Annotated in this window: 11 protein-coding genes and 1 pseudogene; 3 read left to right on the top strand and 9 right to left on the bottom strand. The window is 61.4% G+C overall.

Annotated features, from left to right (window positions below; translation table 11 throughout):
• Positions 1-4 precede the first annotated feature (4 nt).
• Positions 5-3,970: a baseplate multidomain protein megatron gene (locus ACNR9W_RS07895; protein WP_419268314.1), complete on the top strand. Its 3,966-nt coding sequence runs from the start codon at positions 5-7 to the stop codon at positions 3,968-3,970.
• Between the two features lie 10 nt (positions 3,971-3,980).
• Positions 3,981-5,906, top strand: coding sequence for a DUF2793 domain-containing protein (locus ACNR9W_RS07890; protein WP_419268313.1), 1,926 nt, complete (start codon positions 3,981-3,983; stop codon positions 5,904-5,906).
• A gap of 21 nt (positions 5,907-5,927) precedes the next feature.
• Here the strand turns inward: ACNR9W_RS07890 and ACNR9W_RS07885 are convergent, their stop codons facing one another.
• The 9 genes and pseudogenes from ACNR9W_RS07885 to ACNR9W_RS07845 form a co-directional block, all read right to left on the bottom strand.
• Complete coding sequence (locus ACNR9W_RS07885; protein ID WP_419268312.1) at positions 5,928-8,690, bottom strand: DEAD/DEAH box helicase; 2,763 nt, start codon at positions 8,688-8,690, stop codon at positions 5,928-5,930.
• 8 nt (positions 8,691-8,698) lie between these two features.
• The gene (locus ACNR9W_RS07880) at positions 8,699-9,199 is read right to left on the bottom strand and encodes a hypothetical protein (RefSeq protein WP_419268311.1); all 501 of its coding nucleotides are present in this window, start codon (positions 9,197-9,199) and stop codon (positions 8,699-8,701) included.
• A 2-nt stretch (positions 9,200-9,201) separates the two neighbouring features.
• The gene (locus ACNR9W_RS07875) at positions 9,202-12,423 is read right to left on the bottom strand and encodes a DUF1156 domain-containing protein (protein WP_419268310.1); all 3,222 of its coding nucleotides are present in this window, start codon (positions 12,421-12,423) and stop codon (positions 9,202-9,204) included.
• 13 nt (positions 12,424-12,436) lie between these two features.
• Positions 12,437-13,426: a hypothetical protein gene (locus tag ACNR9W_RS07870; RefSeq protein WP_419268309.1), complete on the bottom strand. Its 990-nt coding sequence runs from the start codon at positions 13,424-13,426 to the stop codon at positions 12,437-12,439.
• Entirely contained in the window at positions 13,426-16,179 is a 2,754-nt protein-coding gene (locus ACNR9W_RS07865; protein ID WP_419268307.1) for a DUF499 domain-containing protein, read from the bottom strand. The genes ACNR9W_RS07870 and ACNR9W_RS07865 overlap by 1 nt, the downstream gene beginning before the upstream one ends.
• Positions 16,180-17,061 (bottom strand): WYL domain-containing protein, encoded by an 882-nt coding sequence (locus tag ACNR9W_RS07860; RefSeq protein ID WP_419268306.1) that lies wholly within the window; start codon positions 17,059-17,061, stop codon positions 16,180-16,182.
• 249 nt (positions 17,062-17,310) lie between these two features.
• Positions 17,311-17,511, bottom strand: coding sequence for a helix-turn-helix transcriptional regulator (locus ACNR9W_RS07855; protein ID WP_419268305.1), 201 nt, complete (start codon positions 17,509-17,511; stop codon positions 17,311-17,313).
• A 203-nt stretch (positions 17,512-17,714) separates the two neighbouring features.
• Positions 17,715-17,813: pseudogene (locus ACNR9W_RS07850) on the bottom strand (DNA-binding protein); the annotation flags it as partial.
• A 593-nt stretch (positions 17,814-18,406) separates the two neighbouring features.
• Positions 18,407-20,047, bottom strand: a complete 1,641-nt coding sequence (locus ACNR9W_RS07845) for a Hint domain-containing protein (protein WP_458478715.1) — start codon at positions 20,045-20,047, stop codon at positions 18,407-18,409.
• A 527-nt stretch (positions 20,048-20,574) separates the two neighbouring features.
• On the opposite strand from ACNR9W_RS07845, the gene ACNR9W_RS07840 reads away from it, so the two are divergent.
• Positions 20,575-22,005: an NCS1 family nucleobase:cation symporter-1 gene (locus ACNR9W_RS07840; RefSeq protein WP_419268303.1), complete on the top strand. Its 1,431-nt coding sequence runs from the start codon at positions 20,575-20,577 to the stop codon at positions 22,003-22,005.
• The last annotated feature ends 20 nt before the right edge of the window (positions 22,006-22,025 follow it).

The following is a 22,025-nucleotide window of genomic DNA, read 5'->3' as shown; positions in this document are numbered from 1 at the left end:
CGACATGGCCACCCTCATTCTCGGCGCCGCCGGTGCCGCCATCGGCGGCTCGATCGGTGGCGCGATCCTCGGCGTCAGTGCCGCGACCATCGGCGGCTTCATCGGCTCCACCATCGGCTCGGTCGTCGACAGCTGGATCGTGTCCTCGCTCGCGCCGACGCAGCGGATCGAAGGCGCGCGGCTCGACAGCTTGCGCATCACGGCCTCGACCGAGGGGGCGGTGATCCCGCGGCTCTATGGCCGGATGCGGATTGGCGGCAACATCATCTGGGCCACCGACTTTCGCGAGGAGACCAAGACCACCACGCAGGGCGGGGGCAAGGGCGGCGGGGGCGGCAAGGTCAAGACGACCGAGTATCTCTACTACGCGTCCTTCGCCGTGGTGCTCTGCGAGGGGCCGATCACCGGCATCGGCCGCGTCTGGGCGGACGGCAAGCCGATGGACCTCTCGGGCGTCACCTGGCGCTGGTATCCGGGCGACGAGGCGCAGTCGGCCGATCCGTTCATCGCGGCGAAGATGGGCGCGGCCAACACACCAGCCTATCGCGGCACCGCCTATGTCGTCTTCGAAGAACTGCCGATGTCGAGCTACGGCAACCGCCTGCCGCAGCTCTCCTTCGAGGTCTTCCGGCCGCTGTCCGATCCCGACACCGCCGAAGGGCTGACCCGCGCCGTCACCATGATCCCGGCTTCGGGCGAGTTCACATATGCCACCGAAGGAATTCGCAAATCCTCGGGCGGCGCGACGCAGGCCGAAAACCTGAACGCGCTGCCCGACACCGCCGACATGGTCGTCGCACTCGATCGGCTCCAGGCCATGGCGCCGGCCGTCGAGAGCGTCAGCCTCGTCGTCGCCTGGTTCGGTGACGACCTGCGGGCGGGAACCTGCAAGCTGCGCCCGGGCGTCGAGGTCACGGCCAAATCCACGACGCCGGTCGGCTGGTCGGTCAATGGCGTCAGCCGGGCGAATGCCTTCCTGGTCAGCCGCGACGACCAGGACCGCCCGGTCTATGGGGGTACGCCCGCCGATTTCGCGGTGGTGCAGGCGATCCGGGAGATGAAGGCGCGTGGCCTGCGCGTCACTTTCTACCCGTTCATCTTGATGGACGTCCCGCCCGGCAACACGCTGGAGAACCCGTATTCCGACAATGCCGCCGAGACGGGCCAGCCCATATTCCCCTGGCGCGGCCGGATCACCTGTTCGCCCGCAGCGGGCTATGCCGGGAGCGTGGACAAGACGGCCACCGCGGCCAGCCAGGTCGCGGCCTTCTTCGGCAGCGCCAGCCCCTCCGACTTCGCGATTTCGGGCGAGACGGTCTCCTGGACCGGCCCGTACGGCGACTGGGGCCTGCGCCGGATGATGCTGCACTACGCCCATCTCTGCGCCGTGGCGGGCGGGGTCGACGCTTTCCTGATCGGCTCGGAAATGCGCGGCCTGACCACCATTCGCTCGGGTGCCAGCACCTATCCCGCTGTCACCGCGTTCAAGGCGCTCGCCGCCGATGTGCGCGCCATTCTCGGGGCAGGCATGGAGATCGGCTATGCGGCCGACTGGTCGGAGTACTTCGGCCACCAGCCGGGCGACGGCTCGGGCGATGTGTTCTTCCACCTCGATCCGCTCTGGGCCGATCCGAACACCGACTTCATCGGGATCGACAACTACATGCCGCTCTCCGACTGGCGGGACGGGTTTGGGCATGCAGACGCGGCCGAAGGCTGGCCCGCGATCTATGACCGGGCCTATCTGCAAGCGAACATCGCGGGCCGCGAAGGCTTCGACTGGTTCTACGCATCGGCGGCGGATCGGTCGGCGCAAGTCCGCACGCCGATTACCGATGGCGCTGCGGGCAAGCCATGGGTCTTCCGCTACAAGGATCTGCGCAGCTGGTGGTCGAACCCGCATTACAACCGCCCCGGCGGGGTTGAGAGCGGCACGCCGACGGCATGGGTGCCGGAATCGAAGCCCATCCGTTTCACCGAACTCGGCTGCCCGGCCATCGACCGCGGCACCAACCAGCCCAATGTCTTCTTCGACCCGAAATCGTCGGAGAGCTTCACGCCGTATTTCTCACGGGGCTGGCGCGACGACACCATCCAGCGCGCCTATCTCGAGGCGACCTACCTGTTCTGGAACGACGCCACGAACAACCCGGTGTCCTCGGTCTACGGCGGCCGGATGGTGCATGTGCCGGAATGCGCCGCATGGACCTGGGACGCCCGGCCATACCCGTTCTTCCCTGAACTGACCGATGTCTGGACCGACGGACCGAACTGGCGCCTCGGCCATTGGCTGACCGGCCGCCTTGGCGCGGTGTCACTGGCGGCCCTTGTGCGGCACCTCTGTCTGCGCGCCGGGCTGCCCGAGGACCGGATCGACGTCACCGGCCTCTGGGGCGCGGTCGAGGGCTATGCCATCGGCGCGCTTGAGTCCCCGCGCGCCTCGATCACCACGCTGGCGCGGCACTTCGGATTCGATGCCGTCGAGACCGAGGGGGTGATCCGCTTCGTGATGCGCGGCCGCGCCTCGGTGGCCACCGTCAGCCTCGACGATCTCGTCGCGCTTCGCGAGGGCGACGTTCTCGAGCTGACCCGCGGCCAGGAGACCGAGCTGCCCCAGGCCCTGAAATGGCAGGTGGTCCGCGCGGACGAGGATTACGAGGCCGCGCAGGTCGAGGCCCGGCGGATCACCGTCGACACGACGCGCATCGCCTCGGAGAGCTTCCCAATGGCAGTGCCGCCAGAGGAGGCCGAGCGCCGTTGCCGCCGCGCGCTGATGGAAGCCTGGACCGGTCGCGAGAGCGCGGCATTCCGGCTGCCGCCCTCGCGGCTCGCGCTCGACCCCGCTGATGTGGTGATGCTCGCCCATGACGGCCGATCCGTCCCGCTGAGGCTCATCTCGATTGCCGATGCCGACGCGCGCGGCATCGAGGCCGTGCGTCAGGATCGGGAAGCCTACGACCTGCCGCCCGGCGCTCCGCGACCCTCTGCGCTGTCGCAGGCGGTGGTCTTCGGCGCGCCCGAGGTCATGCTCCTCGATTTGCCGCAGCTCACCGAGGACCAGCCCGCACATCGGCCCTTCGCCGCTGCGCACGCCGTGCCTTGGCCCGGCGAGATCGCGGTCTACCGTAGTCCCTCGACGGATGGCTTCGACCTGCTGACGACGTTCGGCAGCCGCGCCCGGATCGGCACGCTGGTTTCGGACTTCTACGGCGGCCCCACCTCACGCTTCGACCTCGGCAATGCGCTGGTGGTCGATCTGCTGACCGGCACGCTGGAAAGCGTCACCGACCTGACCTTGTTCGGCGGCGCCAACGCGCTGGCCATCGAGAGCGCGCCCGGTGTCTGGGAGATCGTGCAGGCGGGCGCGGCCAAACTGATCGACACCAGCCGGTGTCGCCTGACCCGACTCCTGCGCGGCCAGCGCGGCACAGAAGGCGCCATGGGTAATCCGGCGCCTGCGGGCGCGCGGGTTGTGGTGCTGGACACCGCGCTCGCGTCTCTGCCCATCGCCGAGGCCGATCTCGGCATCCCGTGGAACTGGCGCATCGGTCCGGCCAGCCGTCCGGTCAGCGACGAAACTTATGTCGGGCGGGCCTTTATGCCCGCGGGCATCGGACTGCGACCGTTCTCCGTCGCGCATGTCGAGCAGCCGTGGCGCAGACCGCGCACACCCGGCGACCTGACGATCCGCTGGACGCGCCGGTCGCGCGCGCTCGCTTCCGACAGCTGGGGCGGGCTCGAGGTGCCGATGGCCGAGGAGCTGGAGGCCTATGAGATCGAGATCCTCGACGGCGTGACCGTGAAGCGAGTGCTGAGCGCCGCCACCACGAGCGCGATCTACACCGCCGCCGCGCAGACTGCCGATTGGGGCGTGCTGCTCGGCCCGGGCGACACGCTCGACCTCCGCATCTACCAGCTCTCCGCCCTTGTCGGGCGGGGCGCACCCAAGACCGTCACGCTGATACTCTGAAGGCCATCCCATGTCCGACGCCACGACCCATCTGCTGCTGCCCTTCATCCTCGCGGCGCAGGCCCAGAAGCACATCACTCACAACGAGGCGCTGCGGATCCTCGACGGGCTGGTACAGCTCTCGGTCCTCGACCGGGACCTGACCGTGCCACCCGGCAGCCCTTCCGATGGCGCCCGCTACATTGTCGCCTCGGGGGCGACGAGCGATTGGGCGGGGTGGGATCTGAACATCGCCCTCTGGACCGACGGTGCCTGGCTGCACCTGCCACCCCGGACCGGCTGGCGGGCATGGGTCGAGGACGAGGCCGTACTGCTCGTCTGGACCGGCGCTACATGGGAGGTCGTGGGCGAGCCGAGCGACATCTCTGACGCTGTTTTCAGCCTCGTCAACGACGCCGATCCCACAAAGAAGGCGGTGTTCTCGCTGTCCGGTATCAGCACCGGCACGACCCGCAGCTACACGCTGCCGAACACCTCGTCGGAACTGGCGATCCTCGCGGGCACGCAGACCTTCACCGGCAACAAGACCTTCTCGGGCACGCTGACGGCCTCCGGCACCGTCACGGTCTCGGCCGCGTCCGCGACCATCGGCACGGCGACAGGCACCGCGACCTACGGGATGGGCACCGGGGCGACGACCACCGGCCTCACCAAGACCGTGAACCTCGGCACCGGCGGCGCGTCGGGGTCGACCACGGTCGTCAACATCGGCCCCGCGACCTCGGGCGCGAACGGCACGACGGTGGTAAACACGCCGACAGTGACCTTCGCCAATGCCGTCACGCAGGTCGGCATGCCCCAGGCGAACCTGACCGCCCAGCTTCTGGGCCTCGGTGGGGCGACGGCCGACAGCTACAACCGGCTGTCGGTCAACACGCCCGCGGTGCTCCTGAACAACGCGGGCGCCGGGATCGAGGCGACCGTCAACAAGGCGGCGCCCGCCAACGACGCGAGTTTCGCCTTCAAGACCAACTGGTCGGCCCGGGCGCTGATCGGACTTCTGGGCAGCGACGATTTCAGCTTCAAGGTCAGCCCGGACGGCTCGGCCTTCTACGAGGCGATCCGGATCGACCGCAGCTCCGGTCGGGTCGAGATGCCCGAACCGGTCGTGCTCCCGGCGGTGAGCGCCGTCCCAGCGCCGCCACCGAGCGGCAAGCTCGCCCTCTATGCCCGCGACCGCGCCGGGGCGGGATGGCTCGACGTCCAGCGCCCCTCGGGCCGGTTTTTCCCGCTGCAGCCCCATTTCGGGGTGAACCGGATCGCGACCTGGGCGCCGTCCACCGGCACCACGGTCAACACCAACGGCATGCCGCGCACGGCGGTCGGCACCGTCTCAACGCCGACGCTCGCCACCACCAATCTCTCGACCTCGATGCGCCGCTGGCGCGTGACCAGTGCAGCCACCGCTGATGCGGCGGCCGAGGAACGCTCAGCGGGTTGGGTGTGCTGGCGCGGCAACGCCGATGGGCTGGGCGGCTTCACCTATGTGAACCGGCTCTCGCTGGTGACGCTGCAGGCGACCGGTATGGGCTTCTTCGGCCTCTACGGCTCGACCACGGCGCTGGCCACGACCCTGACGCTCTCGGCCGTGGTGAACTGCATCGGCATCGGCTTCCAGCGCGGCACCCATACGAACTGGCAACTCGTGCAGAACGACGCTTCTGGCGCGCCTACGCTCACCGATCTGGGCGCGAGTTTTCCGGTCGCGAGCACGACGAACGTCCTGACCCTCACGCTCTTCGCCGCCCCGAACAGCAGCGAGATCGGCGTCCGGGTGGTCGAGGAAGTCAGCGGAGCAGTGGTCGAGGTCATGCTCGACACCGACATCCCGGCCGCCACGCAACTCCTGAGCCCGCGCAACTTCATGAACAACGGCGCGACAGCGGCGGCGGTGGCTTATGATTGCTCGGGGGTCTATGTGGAGACGGACTACTGAGCGGGGAATGATGGCAGGCAGCTATACAATCTCAACGTATCCAATGAGCTCCGCGGAATAACTTCCATCTCCACTTGCTGTGCCCTTATGCTTGAGCTCTCGTTGAAGGGACGGCTCGACGATCTTGCTAAATATGCTGATCCGCTCATCCTCGCCCAGGAAAGGTCGAGAGGGCGACAACCTGAGCACCTGATCAACCTGGCGCTCAATTGCAGGAAGCCTTGTCCCCTCAGGGCTGATCGCGATAGATTGTATGGTTGTCCGTTTTTCACCTTGACCGTTGGTCGCTTCCACAAGCCACAACGAGAGGATGGCTGGTTCAATCCCATCCCCCTCAAGGGCTACTCCGAGCAAATTCGGGTTGAGCGAACGCCACCTGCCCAGTTCCTCTTGGACCGCCGGATGATCAAGCCCCAGCAGATCGCACGTATCGGAGGAAGTTGCGACATCGCGGTTTAGTGTAAACCGAATGCGGCGGGCACCATCGACCGTAAGTAAATCAATAGTCTCTGCATCAACCTTCGAGAGTCTTAGATTCCGGTCCGCCATGGCCGCCGACAAGAAATCAACCAACCGCTCCAAGCCTGTGGAAACATCAGAGAACGGCTTGTAATCATCCAGGCTGAAGCCTTCGAGATCTTGGAAGAGGTCGAATACTACTTCCCGTGCCTCGCGTGCGTTTGCCAAGGCCGCCTCAAGTTCAACCGCGGTCCGTTTCAGCTCGGGATCCCCCAGAGCCTCTTGGTAAAGCCGGTCATAATTCAATCGCTCTGACAGCTGCCCAAGTATCTGAGAACGCAGATCCTCTGCAACGTTGCCTTGATCGTCGACTTTCCCGAGCGTTCTCGCGATTTCCGTAAGCTTGTCATCAAGCAGAAGAAAAATGCGCCCTTCGATCGTATCCGAAAGGACCAAATTGTAGACTTGCGCGGTATGCGCTTGGCCATAGCGATGAATTCGACCGATCCGCTGTTCCATATCCATCGGATTCCAGGGCAGGTCAAAATTGAAAAGGATGCGCGCGAACTGCAGATTGATGCCCTCGCGGCCTGCTGCGGTGCAGACCATTACACGAGGCCCATCCTTCAGCTTGAAGCGGCGTTCGGCAGCGGCTTTGGCGCCGTGATCACCGCCACGGAGAACTACGACACCTTGACCAGGATATGTCGCCTCGATTTCACGGGCCAAGAGGTCAACTGTCCCCAAGTACGTGGCAAAGATCACAATCTTTTCGTTGGGATTTTGTCGCCACAAGGTGCCAAGGCCGTCGAGGAGCTTCTGCACCTTGGTTTCACGCTGCACCGGAAAAACCGAGAGCAAGTCCGCAATTCGCAACCGCTCTTCCGGGAGATGCAGGTCGATCGCTGCCGAGGCGACATCTTCCATGTGAGAAGACGCAAACTCCGAGCCATAAGGATCGGAGGCCATCTCCAGCGCCTCCTCGTCCAACTTCTTTGCGAGCCGATATTTTAGGTCGGCCATTATCCGGTCGACTTCGCTTTTCCCGATCGGATCCCTTTCAAGCCCCCATTCGGCATGAATCAGCTCTCGCGCTTCATCGAACAGTCGCTCGCGGCCTTCAATATCAAGCTCTTTGTCCCGCAGGAGCGCCTCGTGCAGGGTGAGCATGAGCATACGTCGCTTGAGCGTTCGCCTCACGGCAGCGAAGCTGGACGCTGCGATCTTTTGGAAAATCGCCATGAGGAAGCCCAAGGCTCGCCCTTGGTTTCCTTTCCGTTTGGCCAGGTCGAAACCTTCCTCGAGGTATTCGCGCAGCCGCTCATAAAAGCGTCGCTCCTCGTCACCCATCAGGAAGGACTCTGTATGTACCCACCGGCGTGCGAAGAGCGGGTCACCATCCGGGCGGCAAGCGTCCGCCTTGGTCCGTCGGAACATCACGGTATTCAAACGATGTCGATTTTCCAACATCTCCTCAGGGCTGCCGAAGAGGGTGGGATTCAGCAGTTGGACGAGCATCCAGAACTGGAAGTGGTTTCCTTGATGTGGCGTCGCGGAGAGGAGAAGGAGGTCTCGGGTGTGACCTTTCAAAGCCTCGCCGAGTTTGTAGTTTTCCGTCTTCCGAACTTTCCCACCCGTTCGATAGGCGGTCAGGTGGTGCGCCTCGTCAAAGACAACAAGATCCCAATGCGGGGCTTCCAACAGGCGCTTGATGCGCGCTGGCCGCTTCAATGTGTCAATGCTGGCAATGAGCCGGTCGTGTTTCGCGAACGCGTTTGTTTTGCGGTCGGTAATATCGCCTTCCGACCCAAAGACCTCGAAGTCCAGGCTGAAGACTTCGTTCAGCTCCCGGTGCCAGTTGTTCACGAGGCCCGCAGGCACAACCATCAGGGCACGATCAAGCTCACCGCGGCTTGCCAGTTCACGGAGCACGAGCGCGGTTTCGATTGTCTTTCCAAGCCCGACCTCGTCGGCGATAAGAAAGCGACGAGGCGAGGCTGTTGCGATGCGATGTGTCAGGACGACCTGGTGGGGCAGAAGGTCGATCCGCGCGGATGTAAGCGCGGACGCGCTCTCCATCACGGGTAATGCATGGGCCTCATAGGATAGCCAGACGGATCGAGCCCGTTCGGCCGTGCCTTCAACTGATCGCAGAATGCGCTCTGTGCGCGAAAGCTCCTTCTGAACGCTGGCGATCGGAACACGGCGCTCTCCGATGCTGAAGAATGCACGGAGGTAGCCGTCGCGCGGTGCCTCAAGCACAACGCCAGCGCCGAAATCGAAATGGGTGATCCGCTCACCAGGGCCAAAGGTGGTCTGTTCCATTTGCACGATCAGGTGATCCTCAAATGGAATAGGCCGACCGACTTGCCGCCCTGCGCGAGAATGATTTCTTGCGGATACTCCCAAGCCTCTCCCCACAAGACCCGTCCGAAATCGATCGTCTCGCTGGAAAATGGCGCAGAACACCGCCACCGCACGGCATCGGTCGCAAGGTCGATGGGCATTCGCCTCTGGCCGTTGGGCAGCCAGAACACCAGCGATGCCAGGCCATCGTAGAAATCCTGGAAGGACAGGATCGCCGATTTCAGGGCTCCGCCAAGCCAGGCATCGGCGTCGGTGGGTGACAGAAGATCGAGGCAGGCATCAAGACCCGCCACGACCAATGTGTCACCGCCGTTGCTCGGCAGTTCGTCCGGCCACGATTTGGTGGCAAGCATCAGCTGGCGCAGGCTGTAGACCTCGCTCGCCCGCGCAACCTTCGCGAAGGCGTCGTCGTCCCAAATCCAGCTGACGCCCCGACGTTGCCAGACGCTGTCGAGCACCTGTTTCATGCTCAATCCTCCAAGAAGAACGACAGCTGCTGGACCTGCTCTTTGTTGCTGGCGGCCCAGTTGTTGTAGATGCTCAGCGCCCGCGAGGCGGCGTTGCGCATCTGCTGCGTCTGCCCCCGTTTGCTCATCCATTCGAGAAGGCTCTTCAGCGCCGCGTGCGGCTTGAAGTTCTCGTTCTTCAGTGTGTCGGCCGCGTTGATACCGCTGCCGTCATAACAGGCCCCCATCAGAACGAAGGTCTGATCTAGGTCGGCCGACAGCTTGCGCCGGTGCCGTCCCTGCCAATCCTGCGCGATTGCCAACGGGTCGTTGAGGTAGAACACCTTTTTTTCTTCGCGGGCCCAATCACGGCTCACGAATTCATCCGGTGCGATACCCGAGCCGCGCAGCATCTTCTGCATCTGGTCGCGCGCCAGCTCTGTCTTGCCGTCGAAGATGCGCAGGAATTGACGGGTGATCGGCTCTGCGGTCACAGGCGGCGGCTCGGAGGCCTTGTTGGCGTCTTCGTCGATCAGCTGGTTGATGCCGACGAGGGCATCCTTGACCGAGATCGGCCGGCCTTCGTCGACATAGACCTTCCCATAGTGCTGCGAGAAATATTCGAGCGCCTTCCCGCGCCGGATGACCTGAATATCGGCTTCCGGCAGACCGCGCCGAGAGTGGTTCTCCAACAACCCCTGAATCTGACGGACGTCTGCGAGGACTTCGCGGCGCATGCGTGCCCAGCTTACGGACTTGGGCTCATGTACTCGTTTCCGGCACACATGGACGATGTCATATTCGATAGTTTGGGATCCAAACGTTCCCGGTTTTGCGCCTTCTCCTTTGGTCTCGTCAGATCTTATTGGGTAGGTTGCTTCGAGGTAGAAGCCTGCCTCAAAAAGAGACTCAAGAACTGCAATCCAAGGTTCATCAGCGCTGTGATGAAAGGTGAAACTTAGCGTTCCCGCCGGCCTAAGTATCCTATGTGCTTCCCTCCAGCAATCTGTCAAAATCCTTTTGTAGAACCCATCCGGATCTTCGGGTTCCCTCGCTCGATTGGAGACTGCTTCAAGTGCCTTTGGCGTTGCGCTGCCCGAGAAGAGTTCCGGATAAATCTCAGATAAGCCTAGTTTGATCCAAACGTAGAAAAAATCGCTCAACTCCGAGTAATGCAACAATCCGCCAAAAGGTGGGTCTGTAATTATCAAGTCGACCGATTGGTCTTCGTAATGATCCAATTGCGTAGACGAAGCACAGTAAACGTCCACGTTTAGTACAGGATCCTTTGGCTCGACCTTTATCCCCTTGCTGGCTATTTCATCCGAGAGGTCACTACGACCAGACGTTTCGAGATTTGATCTGGCCACAATCTCCCATGGCATTCTCGACCATTCAAGCCCCTCAACTATTCCCCTGGCGCAACCATTCCAATTCCCGCGCCCGTATTCACCGAATACACAATTTTCAACTGTTGTTTGTTTTGGGTGGAAATTGTTGTTCGAAAACATTGGCTCAAGCTGGTCTGCTTGAGTATTCCAGATTGTAAAATTGTTGTTATTTCGCACGTACTGCTGAAAGCAGCCGAGAACAAATTCTCTAACCTTGCTGTCGTAATTGCCAATGGTCGTGATCGCCTTCAGCAGTAGGGCGTGTACCAAAAGCTCGCGCGAATTAAACATGTCGGACCAGAAGTGATAGCCGTGTCCATTCTTAATGTCCCCATTGTTATGGGTTGTCATAAAGCCGTCCGGTATTTCCTCTCTTGGCCAATACTTTCTTAGATCATCGTTCTTTCTTGCCTCCCACTCATCTATTGCAGCATTCATTTGGCGGGCGTCAGCCGCTGAAAACGGTGAAAAGTAGCGTCCGTTATAGGGCGCGCCTTGGGATTTGCGTTTCGACGAATATGCGTGTTTCGCGTAGGCGGCCATTGGTCCGTTTTTTCCGGTTTCCTTGACGGCGCTCAAAACGTCATTGACCGCTCCACATGAGGCGCATGTGAATTTCGCCTTGCCCGGTACGGTACCACCTTCTTTTCCGGTTCGGATCGCGATCCCGGTCTGTGGGCAAATCACTTCGTCGGGTAGATTTCCTCGCACCTCAACCAAAACGGCTTCGCTCGCTCGATGCGTATTCCATGACTTAGTGGAATCTGCGGTATCTTGAGACGCCCCACCAAATTTTTGGTTCTGAGCATCAGAGGATCCCGATCCAGTCAGCCATTGAGGATGGACAAGAAGCGAGAGCTCCACCTTCTTGTTCTTGCCCTTGTCGAGCTTCACCATTTCGGTGTGGCCGCAATGGGGGCAGATCACCCGGCCCTTTGGGTCGAGAATGGAGTAGGGCTTTTCGTCGGGCGCCACATAGAGCGGAGCGTCCGGCGCCATGCGCGCCTCCGCATCCTCAATGTCGAAGCGCTCGCTGCATGACGTACATTTGTGCGTCCAATGCTTCACGGTCAGGGTTTTCACCGCCATCACCGGATTGGTCATGACCGGCGTACGATGGCCGCAGCCTGTTACCTGGCAGGGCCCGTGCTTCGCCCAGAAGGTATAGATGATCTCGGGCCCATCGTAAGCGTAGTCCGTCCTCTCTTCTGGCTTCAGGGCCAAGGGATCGAAATCCGTGCCCATAACCGTGCCGGAGGGCTTGTGCGTCCATGTGCCTTTCTCGCCGTTCGGGCCGTCGCAGTAGTAGAACGGTATGATCTGCGGTTTTACATCGGCCTCGATATCGGCCAGGAGGCGGTGCACCTCATCGAGATCGACATCGGCCAGCTCCTGCTTCACCACGAACCAGGCCACCGGGTTCAAGTCGTTGCCCGACATCTGCATGCCGAGGCGCGATCCCTCGACCAGCGTCGTGCCGCCGCCCATAAAGATGTCGGCCACCTTCAGGTGCTTGAAGGCGCCTTTTTTCTGGTGGTTGGCGTAGTAGTTGTCCCAGACCAGCTTGGCCGCATGGGACGGATCCTCGGGCGCCTTGGTCGCGGCCGCGATGAGCATCGAGCGGAACACGCTCGATCGACGACGCGCCCACCACTTCGACATTTGGTAGATAGGTTTACTAGACGGGCCCTCTATCGCGGCCACTTGGTTAATTGATAGAATTGGAAAATCCACCTCAAGGCAGGTTTTCGGACGGTTTGGGTCGCTGAAATCGACAGTTTCCATCGCGACGGTTTTGCCGGCGCCAACAGCACGCGCGACCTCTTGGGCAATCTGTTCTTTCTTGGTCGCCATGGGCGTAAATTCCTTACTTCGTCAATTCAACAAACGGGCAGAGCATCTCGAGCAAGGACAAGCCGCCATGCGCGAGGGTGGGGTAGCCGCCCTGGCTTTTCCATTTCCAGCGCCCGACCGCGAGCAGGTGCTTGCCGTGCTGGCTATCCACCGAAAGGGCAACAGGCGGGACAAAGGGACCGGGATCGTGCTCGCCCGATAGCAGACGGCCGCTCTTCAGCGCGCCTTTCAGGAAGGAGGCCTGTTCGTCCATCGCATCATAGAAAAGCCCCGTGGCGGCATACCCATGATCAGAGGTGATAACCAAACGACGACCGGTCGCGAGGCGCTCGACGAACTCCCAGAAATCATCGCTGGTCAATTGCGTTGCGATATCGCGCGTGAGGAGATCCAGACCCTGACCGGCACCGGCACCGTCGTGCAGCTTGCTATCGGGCCATTGGTGCCAGAACACCCAGTTCGGCGAGGGGTCGATCAGACCGGCGCAGTCCTTCCACGGCAGGTCAATCGTCTCGGTTCTGGCGGGTGCCAGTTTGTGGACGAGCCCACCGCCGTTGTTTTGAAGCTGGCTCCGGCTTGCGAATCCTAGCGCTTTGGCAAAGGAATTCGTCTCCGACGGTATTTCCGCACCGTAGGCGGCAGCGGTGTGGACAACAAACCCGCGTTCCTTTGCGCCCTCGAGAAGCCAAGGTATTTCTCGCAGACTAAGCCCATCGAGGATCAAGACGGCCTTGGCGCTGTAAGGCGCGGACCACCATTCAACGATCTTATCAGCATTCCGCGGGGCGGCGTCCCCAAAGGTTTGCCACAACCCCCATGCCGCCGACGACAGAAAGTGGTCGATCTCGCCGATGGCACGATCCCGTCGGGTCACTTCTCCAGGCGCCTTTTCGGCATCCAGCGGTGCTCCGCAGATCGACATGACGCGCTCGATGATTGTGGCCCAAGCCTTATCATCAGGAGTTGTGGTCAGGCCCTCAATCGCTTCCAGGTCCAGCGCCATCAGTTGCCCTCCTTGTCGAGTGACAACTCGAACGTCATGCCATCAGGCAGTTTCTTGAGGAGTTCCTTCAGCTGCGCGCCAGTCGCAGCGTCCACCTTTATGGTGACGGCTTTCACAGGCGTTGCTGGACCAATTCCCCAACCTTCGAGTTTCCCGATAAGGTTGAGCGGCGAGGTCGCGGGTGCGGCAAAGGGCATACGAGGCGCGCCAGAGCTGGCGCCACCGCCGAAGATGCCGCCACTAGGTTGCGGCATCGGGTCAGGCACGCCTGGCACTGATCCCGGATTCTCAGACATTCCTCCCGGAGACGCAGGCGTCGGCTCTGAGCCCCCGCCGAAGAGCCCGCTAGGGGTTTGCGTTCCCGGAGCTGGCTGCGGATTTGCCCCCCCGGTCGCGGGAACAGCAGACGGCGGCAAGATGAACACCTCGTCAAGCTGTCGTCCCGTGTACGAAAGCTTCGGCCGCAAGCGTCGCCACGCGGTCTCTTCGTCCTCGCCTGACTGGGCCTGAAGATACTCCATTCCCCGAAGGTTGATCGCAATCTTGCCTTTGGCACAGAGACGCAAGATCCGCTCTTTCATGGCCGTCTCGCCCAACCATGGGATACAATCCTGGCCTGCCGGGCGAGGCTCTTGCAGTTCCTTGAGTAGCTTGCCGACCGAACTGTTATTGATTGCGGCCTCAAGCACTAGGTGTTCAAAATCCTCTGGGACGAACAGGTCGTTCGTCATCGCAGTTTCAATCGCTTCCGGAACCTTCGCTCCTTGCTCGCGAAGTGTCTCGATATGGAACTCGCATTTCGACGGGTCGCCAAAGTTCCAAGTGTGCAGCACGGCAAAACGATCAAACCGCTTCTTGAGAATGTCCCGCAGCTCACCTTGGTATTTCGACTGCAGCTTACGATACTCCGCATTCTGCGCGCCCCATTCCTGCGCCTTCATTTCCGCCCTAGCGAGGACGAGAAGGTCACGATCATAGAAAGCGTTCGAAGTCCCACTCCGAGGGATCAGGAACCGAACCGTGTTCCGACGCTTCTGGAGGTGATCTTTGAGCCACCGTCCAAGGCGCTCATCAATGCGATCCGGCTCCTCCGGGAGCACCAAAATCGGTAGCCTGTCGTCCCAACGCTCGGGCTGTTCACTCTCGTCCAAGCCCGTCCAAGGGTCATTCAGCCAATTGCGGGGCAACGCTATGACACGGAATGTCTTGGCGACTTCCTCGCTGCCACCGATGACGTAGCGGGTTTCCTTCGCGAGTTGAATGAGGTCCGATCCGTCCGTAAAAAGCTTGTCATTTCTCGCGGAGGCCATGACTTTGGCCTGCGGGTTTTCCTCTTCCTTGAAGACGAGCCGCGCTCCATCTTGGTGGATGTTGAAGCTGTTCTCGATGACCGTTGCGAGCTCAACCTGGAAAGCATTGTCATCGACTGGTTTTGCACGCGTCAGGTCGATTTGCAGAACCGAAGGCTCTGCGCCGGCCATGTTTCCGACCGCTATTGACCGAAGCCACAGCGAGCCGATGATTTCCTGAAGATGTGGGACCTTCGAGGCGTGGTCCGGCACGGCTTCAGTTACAGAGGTAAGGTTGCGAAGGGCTTTGTCGCGTAGGGCGCGGTGTTGCTGATTGGCAACCGAGTCCAGAAGTGCTCCGATCCCAGATGCATCGTCGTCGAGCCGAAAATCGGCAGCTGTCAAAACTGGCGCGTTCTCGCCGCTGCTCTTATGCAGGTTCGCCAAGATGCGGATGAGGTCGCGCGTCTCTTGGGCGTCTGTAGCGACAAGCACCTGATCCTCCAAGAGTTGCAGGAGGTGTGGCGCGAAGGGCCAGCATTCGACAAAGTCTCGCCGCTTCCTGTCCTGTTCCGAAGATGGCGTACCGAGCAGCCGAAAGTACTCGTTGATATGAACGTCGAGGGCGCCCTCAATTGCCGACGAGCCGATCTGCAGCCGGTTTTCAAACAGCCGATGGAGGAGCATGCGACGGCGATCATGCTGGATCTTGTCCGGGCTACCGCCAGCACGGAAATCCACCTGAACGGGGTTCACCCTGTGGATCTGCTGGTATGCGTCGCTTGTCCCGTTTCGAACCGAAACCACGAGCACGAGTAGTTCGGGGTACTCCTTTGCAATCTCAGAGAGGATCTGGATGAAGTTGAACGCCCAGTTTTTCCACGGATACTGCTTGGTATTCGTGAGACCGTCGAACCAAGTCTGAAACTCGTCGAGCAGCAGCATCGTCGGCGAATGCCGCAGCATCTCGAGGATGAGCTGGTCGGACGGAATGTCAGTCTTGCTGGCACCCATACCTTCCCACTTCCCCTTGATATACGTGCCGTGCGGATGTCGTTCGAACAGAATGTCCCAGAGGAACTTATAGCGCTGACGATGGAGGCTTTCCCCGATGACGAGCATGCCATTCCGCAGCGGGATTTGACCGATCGCCGGGTCAGACAGGGTAGTGGACCAGCTCTTCAACCAATCCCCGGTTGAGGCGGGATCACTAACAGTATGATAGAGAGCCGCCATAAGGTGTGACTTACCGAGGCCGCGTTCACCAATGACTACAACCGGTCGACCTTGCTGGGGGCCAACGGCTTCTATGCCTTTCAATAGATCGAGCGTAGGGTACGTGATCTCAAGAAAGTCACGGGCCGGAACCTGTGTTGCCCCTGTATTCGCATCGTTGGATAGCTCAATCGCCGTCCCTTTGAGGCGCCGCCCTTTGAACTCATCCCTCAGCTTCAAACCAAGCATTTAAGCCTCTCCAATTCGTTCTGCCGGCTGCGCCGGAAATGATGTTTCCCGGTTCAACAGCACAATCTGCTGATCCTGCGGCTTCCTGGCGGATGGATCCGTGTCCAACCCTAGGCGCTTGAGCGTGTAATAGAGCAGCGCGCGGCGAACTTTGATCTCAGCTTTACCGTCCTGCATGCCGTAGTCGAGCGCGATAACCTTGGCCTGTGTCTCGGAAAGGTCCGGGTGGGGCCCCACCTCCAGCGTGACCTCCGAATGCCAATCGGCATCTTCGGCGGCAGTGGTTACAGCCTCAGAAGCCCCGCGCACTTCCAGCATCCGCGACAGCAGGAAGTCCTTGAAGCAATCGTCCGTCATACAGAAGGCTCGCGCATGCCAACGAAATCCATCGAAAGCGATGGCATGGGGCGCAATCCAGCGCCAGCGTGGCTCGGGATGGGACAGGGATTGGTAGTTGACCTCTATCGCCTCGGTGCGGCGAATGGCACCAACGACCGCGCGTAAGGTTTCAGGATGAACGCCGCGCACAGGAGTTGGCGTCGAGGCATAGGCCGGCAGGTCATTGGTCCAGCAATCATCGCGGTCGAGGAGCCCATCCTCGAGAGAGCGCAGCTGAGCCAGGTAGCGGCCAGCGTCCAGCTTCCCGAACACAGACTTGAAGCCCGGGCCGCGCACATAGGTGCGCGCGCTCTTGTCGTAGGTCATGTTGTCGGGGGCAAAGCTGATGTAGCGATTCAGGTCGGATGAAGCCTGGTTCACCGACAGCCCGAACTGCTCCATCACATCGCTTCGGTTCACATGCCCCTCCCAGAACAGGCGAAACTCGATGAACTCGAGCCGCTGCTCGACCCCCCAGCGAAGTTCCGACCTGTCGATTTCCACTACGTGCTCCCGCCTTGGTCGATGCGCACGATTACTATGCGCGCCCAATTATTGGATTCTAGCCGACGCTATCCGACGGGGTGAGCGCGCGCAATCGAAATTGCGCGTAAAGCGATTGATATTGCTGGGGCTTGTAGGCGGGGCCTAGTTTCAGCAGGGACCGCGCAGTCACCGATCAGGCATTGATGGCGGTCCTCACTGCTCAGCTCCCCTGCAGCACGCAGCACAGGGGACGTCAGGCTGCATGGTTCAGCCTCTGGCCTCGTCCGGTGCGATCTCGCTCAACTCCCGGTTTTCGAATGCCACGACATCCTCCATCCGGTAGACAACGCGGCGTCCTATCTTGATGAAGCGAGGCCCGTCACCAAGGGAGCGCCAGTAATCGAGGGTCCTGTGGCTGATCCTCCATCGTGCTGCCAGCTCAATCTGGGTCAGGCGTGTGTCAGTCATTTTCGTTTCCTTTCGTGCGACCTCAACGGCCGAAATGCAAACTCCCTGCGCGTCCAACACGATGCTCGCGCAGGGTTTTGCTGACGATGCCCGCGCGGGATTCAGCGCCCGGCCTTTATCTCCTCCAGGTCGCGCAATTCTTGATTTTCGAACGCCAGTACATCTTCGAGGCGGTAAATCACGCGCCCGCCGAGCTTCATGAAGCTCGGTCCTTCGCCAGTCCACCGCCACCGCTCAAGTGTCCTCGGGCTAATTCTCCATCGGGCAGCCAGATCGATTTGACTGAGGCAAATTTCTCGCATCTTCGTTTCCTTTCGAACGACCTCCGTGGTCGCACGACAACGAATGCGTAGAAAGAAAACGTATTCAAGTCAGTGTGTTGCGGGAAGCTGCGCGTTGCGGGCGGGGCCTATCGGACGGTCCGCGCAGCCGCGAGTTTCAGGCCAAGGCCATGTCAGATCACGCAATTTCCGTCAGAACATCTTAAGACACGTAATCCTGCCGGAGCTCCCTCAGGGGTCACAGGAGACGGTCTAGTTGGAAGGGCACTTCCTCCGCCACTTTTCCAAGTGCAGTCTGGGCTTGTCGGCGCAACAAGCTGCGGCACATTCTGCCTGGCAGGTTGGAAGCTGAGCATTCGTAGTCCTTGTTGCATGTCGGTCAGCGGGCCTCTTCGGCTGAATCCTCCCCTTTTGCGGCAGCGCCTAGGTCAACTTGCATCCGCAAGGCGCGGTCTTCTCAGGATGCGAACTGGCCAACTGCCAAAGGGAACATCTGGAACACTCGTTCGGACTCAATGTTCCGACGAAAGAAAAACCGGCGATTCGGCATAAAGACAAAGCGGCCAGCCTGTGTGGCACAGGCCAGCCGCTACATCTATTCGTGGACAGTATTTTCAGGCGGCGTCGGTCAATTCGGCATCTGCGGGCAGGCGCGTGTTGGCCTTGGACAAAGGGGCGCCATCCTCGATGCGGCACAGCTGAAGCTGCAGTGCATCCTCGCGCGTCAGGTTGCGCCCGCAGTCGAAGACGAAAGCGCAATGACCCAAGCTGGCATCCGTCAGGTCGCGGCGAGGTCGGCAAGCCACCAGCGATCCCAGAACCTCGTCGCCCAGCCTGACCTCCAGGACGACGGATTGGTCCGGATGCGCCGCATCCCGTGCCCAACCCTCAAGCCGACCCTTGGCATCAACCCGGTCCAGATGTCCGCCCAGAACACCGGGCGCCCGGTCCGCGACGCCGGCAAGACGCTGTCCGTCGATGCTGCGGCGGACGACCAGCCGCTTCAGTTCAGCCGCCGACAGCGCACGCTCGCCCTCGAAGCGAAAGGCCAGCATGCTGCGCTTTTCCGAATCCTTGGGCGGCAGGCAGGCGATGGTGGTGCCGATGATGGCGCCGTCCAGCACGACCTCCAGTTCGACCGGCTGACCCGGCAACCCGGCATCGCGGACCCAGCCTTCGGCACGGCAGGGAGCGGCCACCGACGTCACGCGGCCCTCCAGCTGTCCAAGCTCGACCGGACCCCGCCGCATCAGCGCGCGCCGTGCCATGACCTGCAGCGCATCCATGTAGACGGGCCCTTCGGTGGGCCGGGGTGCACAAAGCTGCGGAGCCTCCGGAGCGACATGGCCGGGGAAGCGACGCCGGAAGTCGGCGGCATTGTCGAACCGGTCGCGGAAGGTGCCGCAATCGGCGAAGGTCTCGGACCAGGCACCATCTGCCAGGACCAGGTCATGCACGCCCAGGTCCAGCTGGAAGTAATCCCACCGCTCTCGACTGGCCTCGCGCGTGACGGTGATGCCGTTCACCAGGTCGCCGGCGAGAACCAGCGTTTCGCCGATCAGCATCGAATGGCCGGGCGAGACGAACAGCGGCCTGCGGGGCATCCCCTGTTCGATGGCACCGGGCGCAAAGCGGATCGCCTCCTTGCCAAAGACCTTCGGTCCGGCAAAGTTCTGTCGCCCGATCCAGCGGATCTCGCGCAACCCGCCCATTCGGCAGAGGACCATGTCGCCCTCGCGCAGATGTTCCACAGGGACTTCGCCACGATCGGTCATGATCAGGGTGCCGCGCAGATAGCAGACCGCCGCAAGCTCGGAAAAGCTCAGCCCGATCTCTCCTCCCGTCGACTGAGCACCGTTATATGCAGCGCCATAGGTCAGTTGGGTGGGCGTGGTTGCAAAGCTGCGGTTGATGTCCAAAATCAGGTAGTCGTTGCCGCCCGCGTGAAACACGATGTAGTCGTCGCCGCCGCCCAGACCGGACATGATCTGGGGCTTTGGCTGCAGGCCTTCGATCAGATAACCCGTTCCGAGCGGTGGCCAACCGGCCTCGCCGATTGAGGGGTTGCCATCCGGATCCTGGGCCGGATCGTATTTCTGGATCGACCAGAACTGCCCGTTCAGAAACTTGTCGGCGCGCGCATCCACGTTCTTGGTCCAGACCAGCCGGTACACGTCATCCGGCGTCCCGATGGCTTGGACATCATTGAGACGCATCGAGAAATTGCTGTCGCCGGGATGCCCCACCTGGGCCATCTTCGAGAACTGCGCGAGATGTTCACCGGTAAATATAATAGGCGCAGTATATGGCATACATCCGTCCTCGTTAAACGTTATGCGACTTTCACAGCCGCACCGTTATACAACCATAACGTGTTGATCAACATATATTTTCTAGTGCAGACTTTAAGAAACTGTTAACCGATCGTGCACGCAACGGCTGAGGGAAAGTAAACTGAATCGTCTGTTTAGATTCAGGAACGTCTTATTCTCCTCCAGCTTTTCGAGTTGCGCCCGCCTCAAGCTGCCAAGAAATGCAAAACCCTGTGGCCGCAAGGTTACGAAGGTATGGGATTGCCGGGCACGACGCTCAAAGAACATGCCTCACATGCGCAACTGATGGACGGGTTGCCCGGAAATCCCCGCAGGTCGTGATGGGTCTTCGATGCGGTTGTTATTCCTTGCAAAACCTCCTGGGCGGTCTATCAATCTCAACATGAGGGACAGCCGTCACCTTAGGGATCAGGTTTCAACGGCCAGAAGGCCCCACCCGAGAGGACAGAATGCAGAACAGCACGCAGCCAGCGCAGCCGGTCACGGCCAATCACGACACACTGAGGCCGGTCACGCCGGCCGAGAAAAGCTGGGGATGGTTCGCGATCTTCAACGTCTGGGCCAACGACGTGCAGTCGCTGTTCGGCTACAGCCTGGTCGCGTCGCTGTTCATTTCCTACGGTGTCAGCGGCTGGACCGCATTCGCCGCGCTGATCACGGCAGGGCTGCTGGTCATGGTGCTGGTGAACCTGTCGGGTGCGGCGGGTGAAAGATACGGCATCCCCTATCCCGTCTTTGCGCGCGCCAGCATGGGGCTGCGCGGGGCCCGCCTACCGGCGCTGCTGCGCGCGATCGTGGCGGTCTTCTGGTACGGAGTGCAGGTCTATTTCGCGTCGACGGCGCTGGCCCTGCTGATCCGGTCGTTGACGGGCATCACCGACGGCGCACCGATCATGGGCATGAGCGGCATCGACTGGATGTCGTTCCTGCTGGTCTGGGTGTTCCACATCCTGATCTTCTGGCGCGGCATGGGCTGGGTCGAGACATTCCTCAACATCGCCGGACCGTTCGTCTACCTGGTGATGATCGGGTTGGTCGTGGTGTTGTGGAACCGCGCGGACGGGCAACTGCTGTCACAGGCGCAGACGATCTTCACCAGCGCCGACAGCACCTTTGGTACCGAGGTCGCGGGCTTCATCGCGATCGTGGGCACGATGGTCGCCTATTTCGCGGCCGTCATGATCAACTTCAGCGACTTCTCGCGCTATGCCCGCAACAGGCGCGCGATGACACTTGGCAACCTCACGGGCTTGCCGCTGAACATGATCCTGTTCTCGGCGCTGGCGTTGCTGACCACGGCGGGCGCGGCCGTCGTCTATGGCGAGGCGCTGATCAACCCGACCGAGATCGTCGAGCGCACGGACAGCGTCATCCTGGCCATCATCGCCGCCATCACCTTCTTTGCGGCCACCGTGGGCATCAACCTGGTCGCGAACTTCATCCCGGCCGTGAACGGCATCGCCAACATGGCCCCAAGCCGCATCAGCTTTCGCAGCGCCGGAATCATCACCTCGGTCTTTGCGCTGTTCATCGGCGGGCTCTGGACCAGTTTCATCAGCCAGGTGGGCATCGACGGCTTCGTCAACACCCTGGGCGCGACGCTGGCCCCGCTCTACGGGATCCTGATCGCAGACTACTACCTGCTGCGCAAACAAGAGCTGAGCGTCGAGGATCTGTATCGCACCGAAGGCGGCCGCTATCACTATGGCAACGGCTGGAACGACCACGCGCTGGTGGCCTTCGCCATCGCGGCGATCTTCTCGGTCGCGGCGGTCTGGGTGCCCTTCCTCAGCCAGCTGTCGGGCTATGCCTGGCTGATCGGCGCGCTGCTGGGCGGGGTGATCTATGTGATGCGCAGCCGCTCGGCGCAACGCCTGTAGGATGGACCGCCGGGGCCGCG

The organism is Paracoccus sp. T5 (genome assembly GCF_048538155.2).
Taxonomy (GTDB): domain Bacteria; phylum Pseudomonadota; class Alphaproteobacteria; order Rhodobacterales; family Rhodobacteraceae; genus Paracoccus.
The sequence above is the reverse complement of the archived record's forward strand: the minus strand, read 5'-3'. Positions and strand labels throughout refer to the sequence as shown.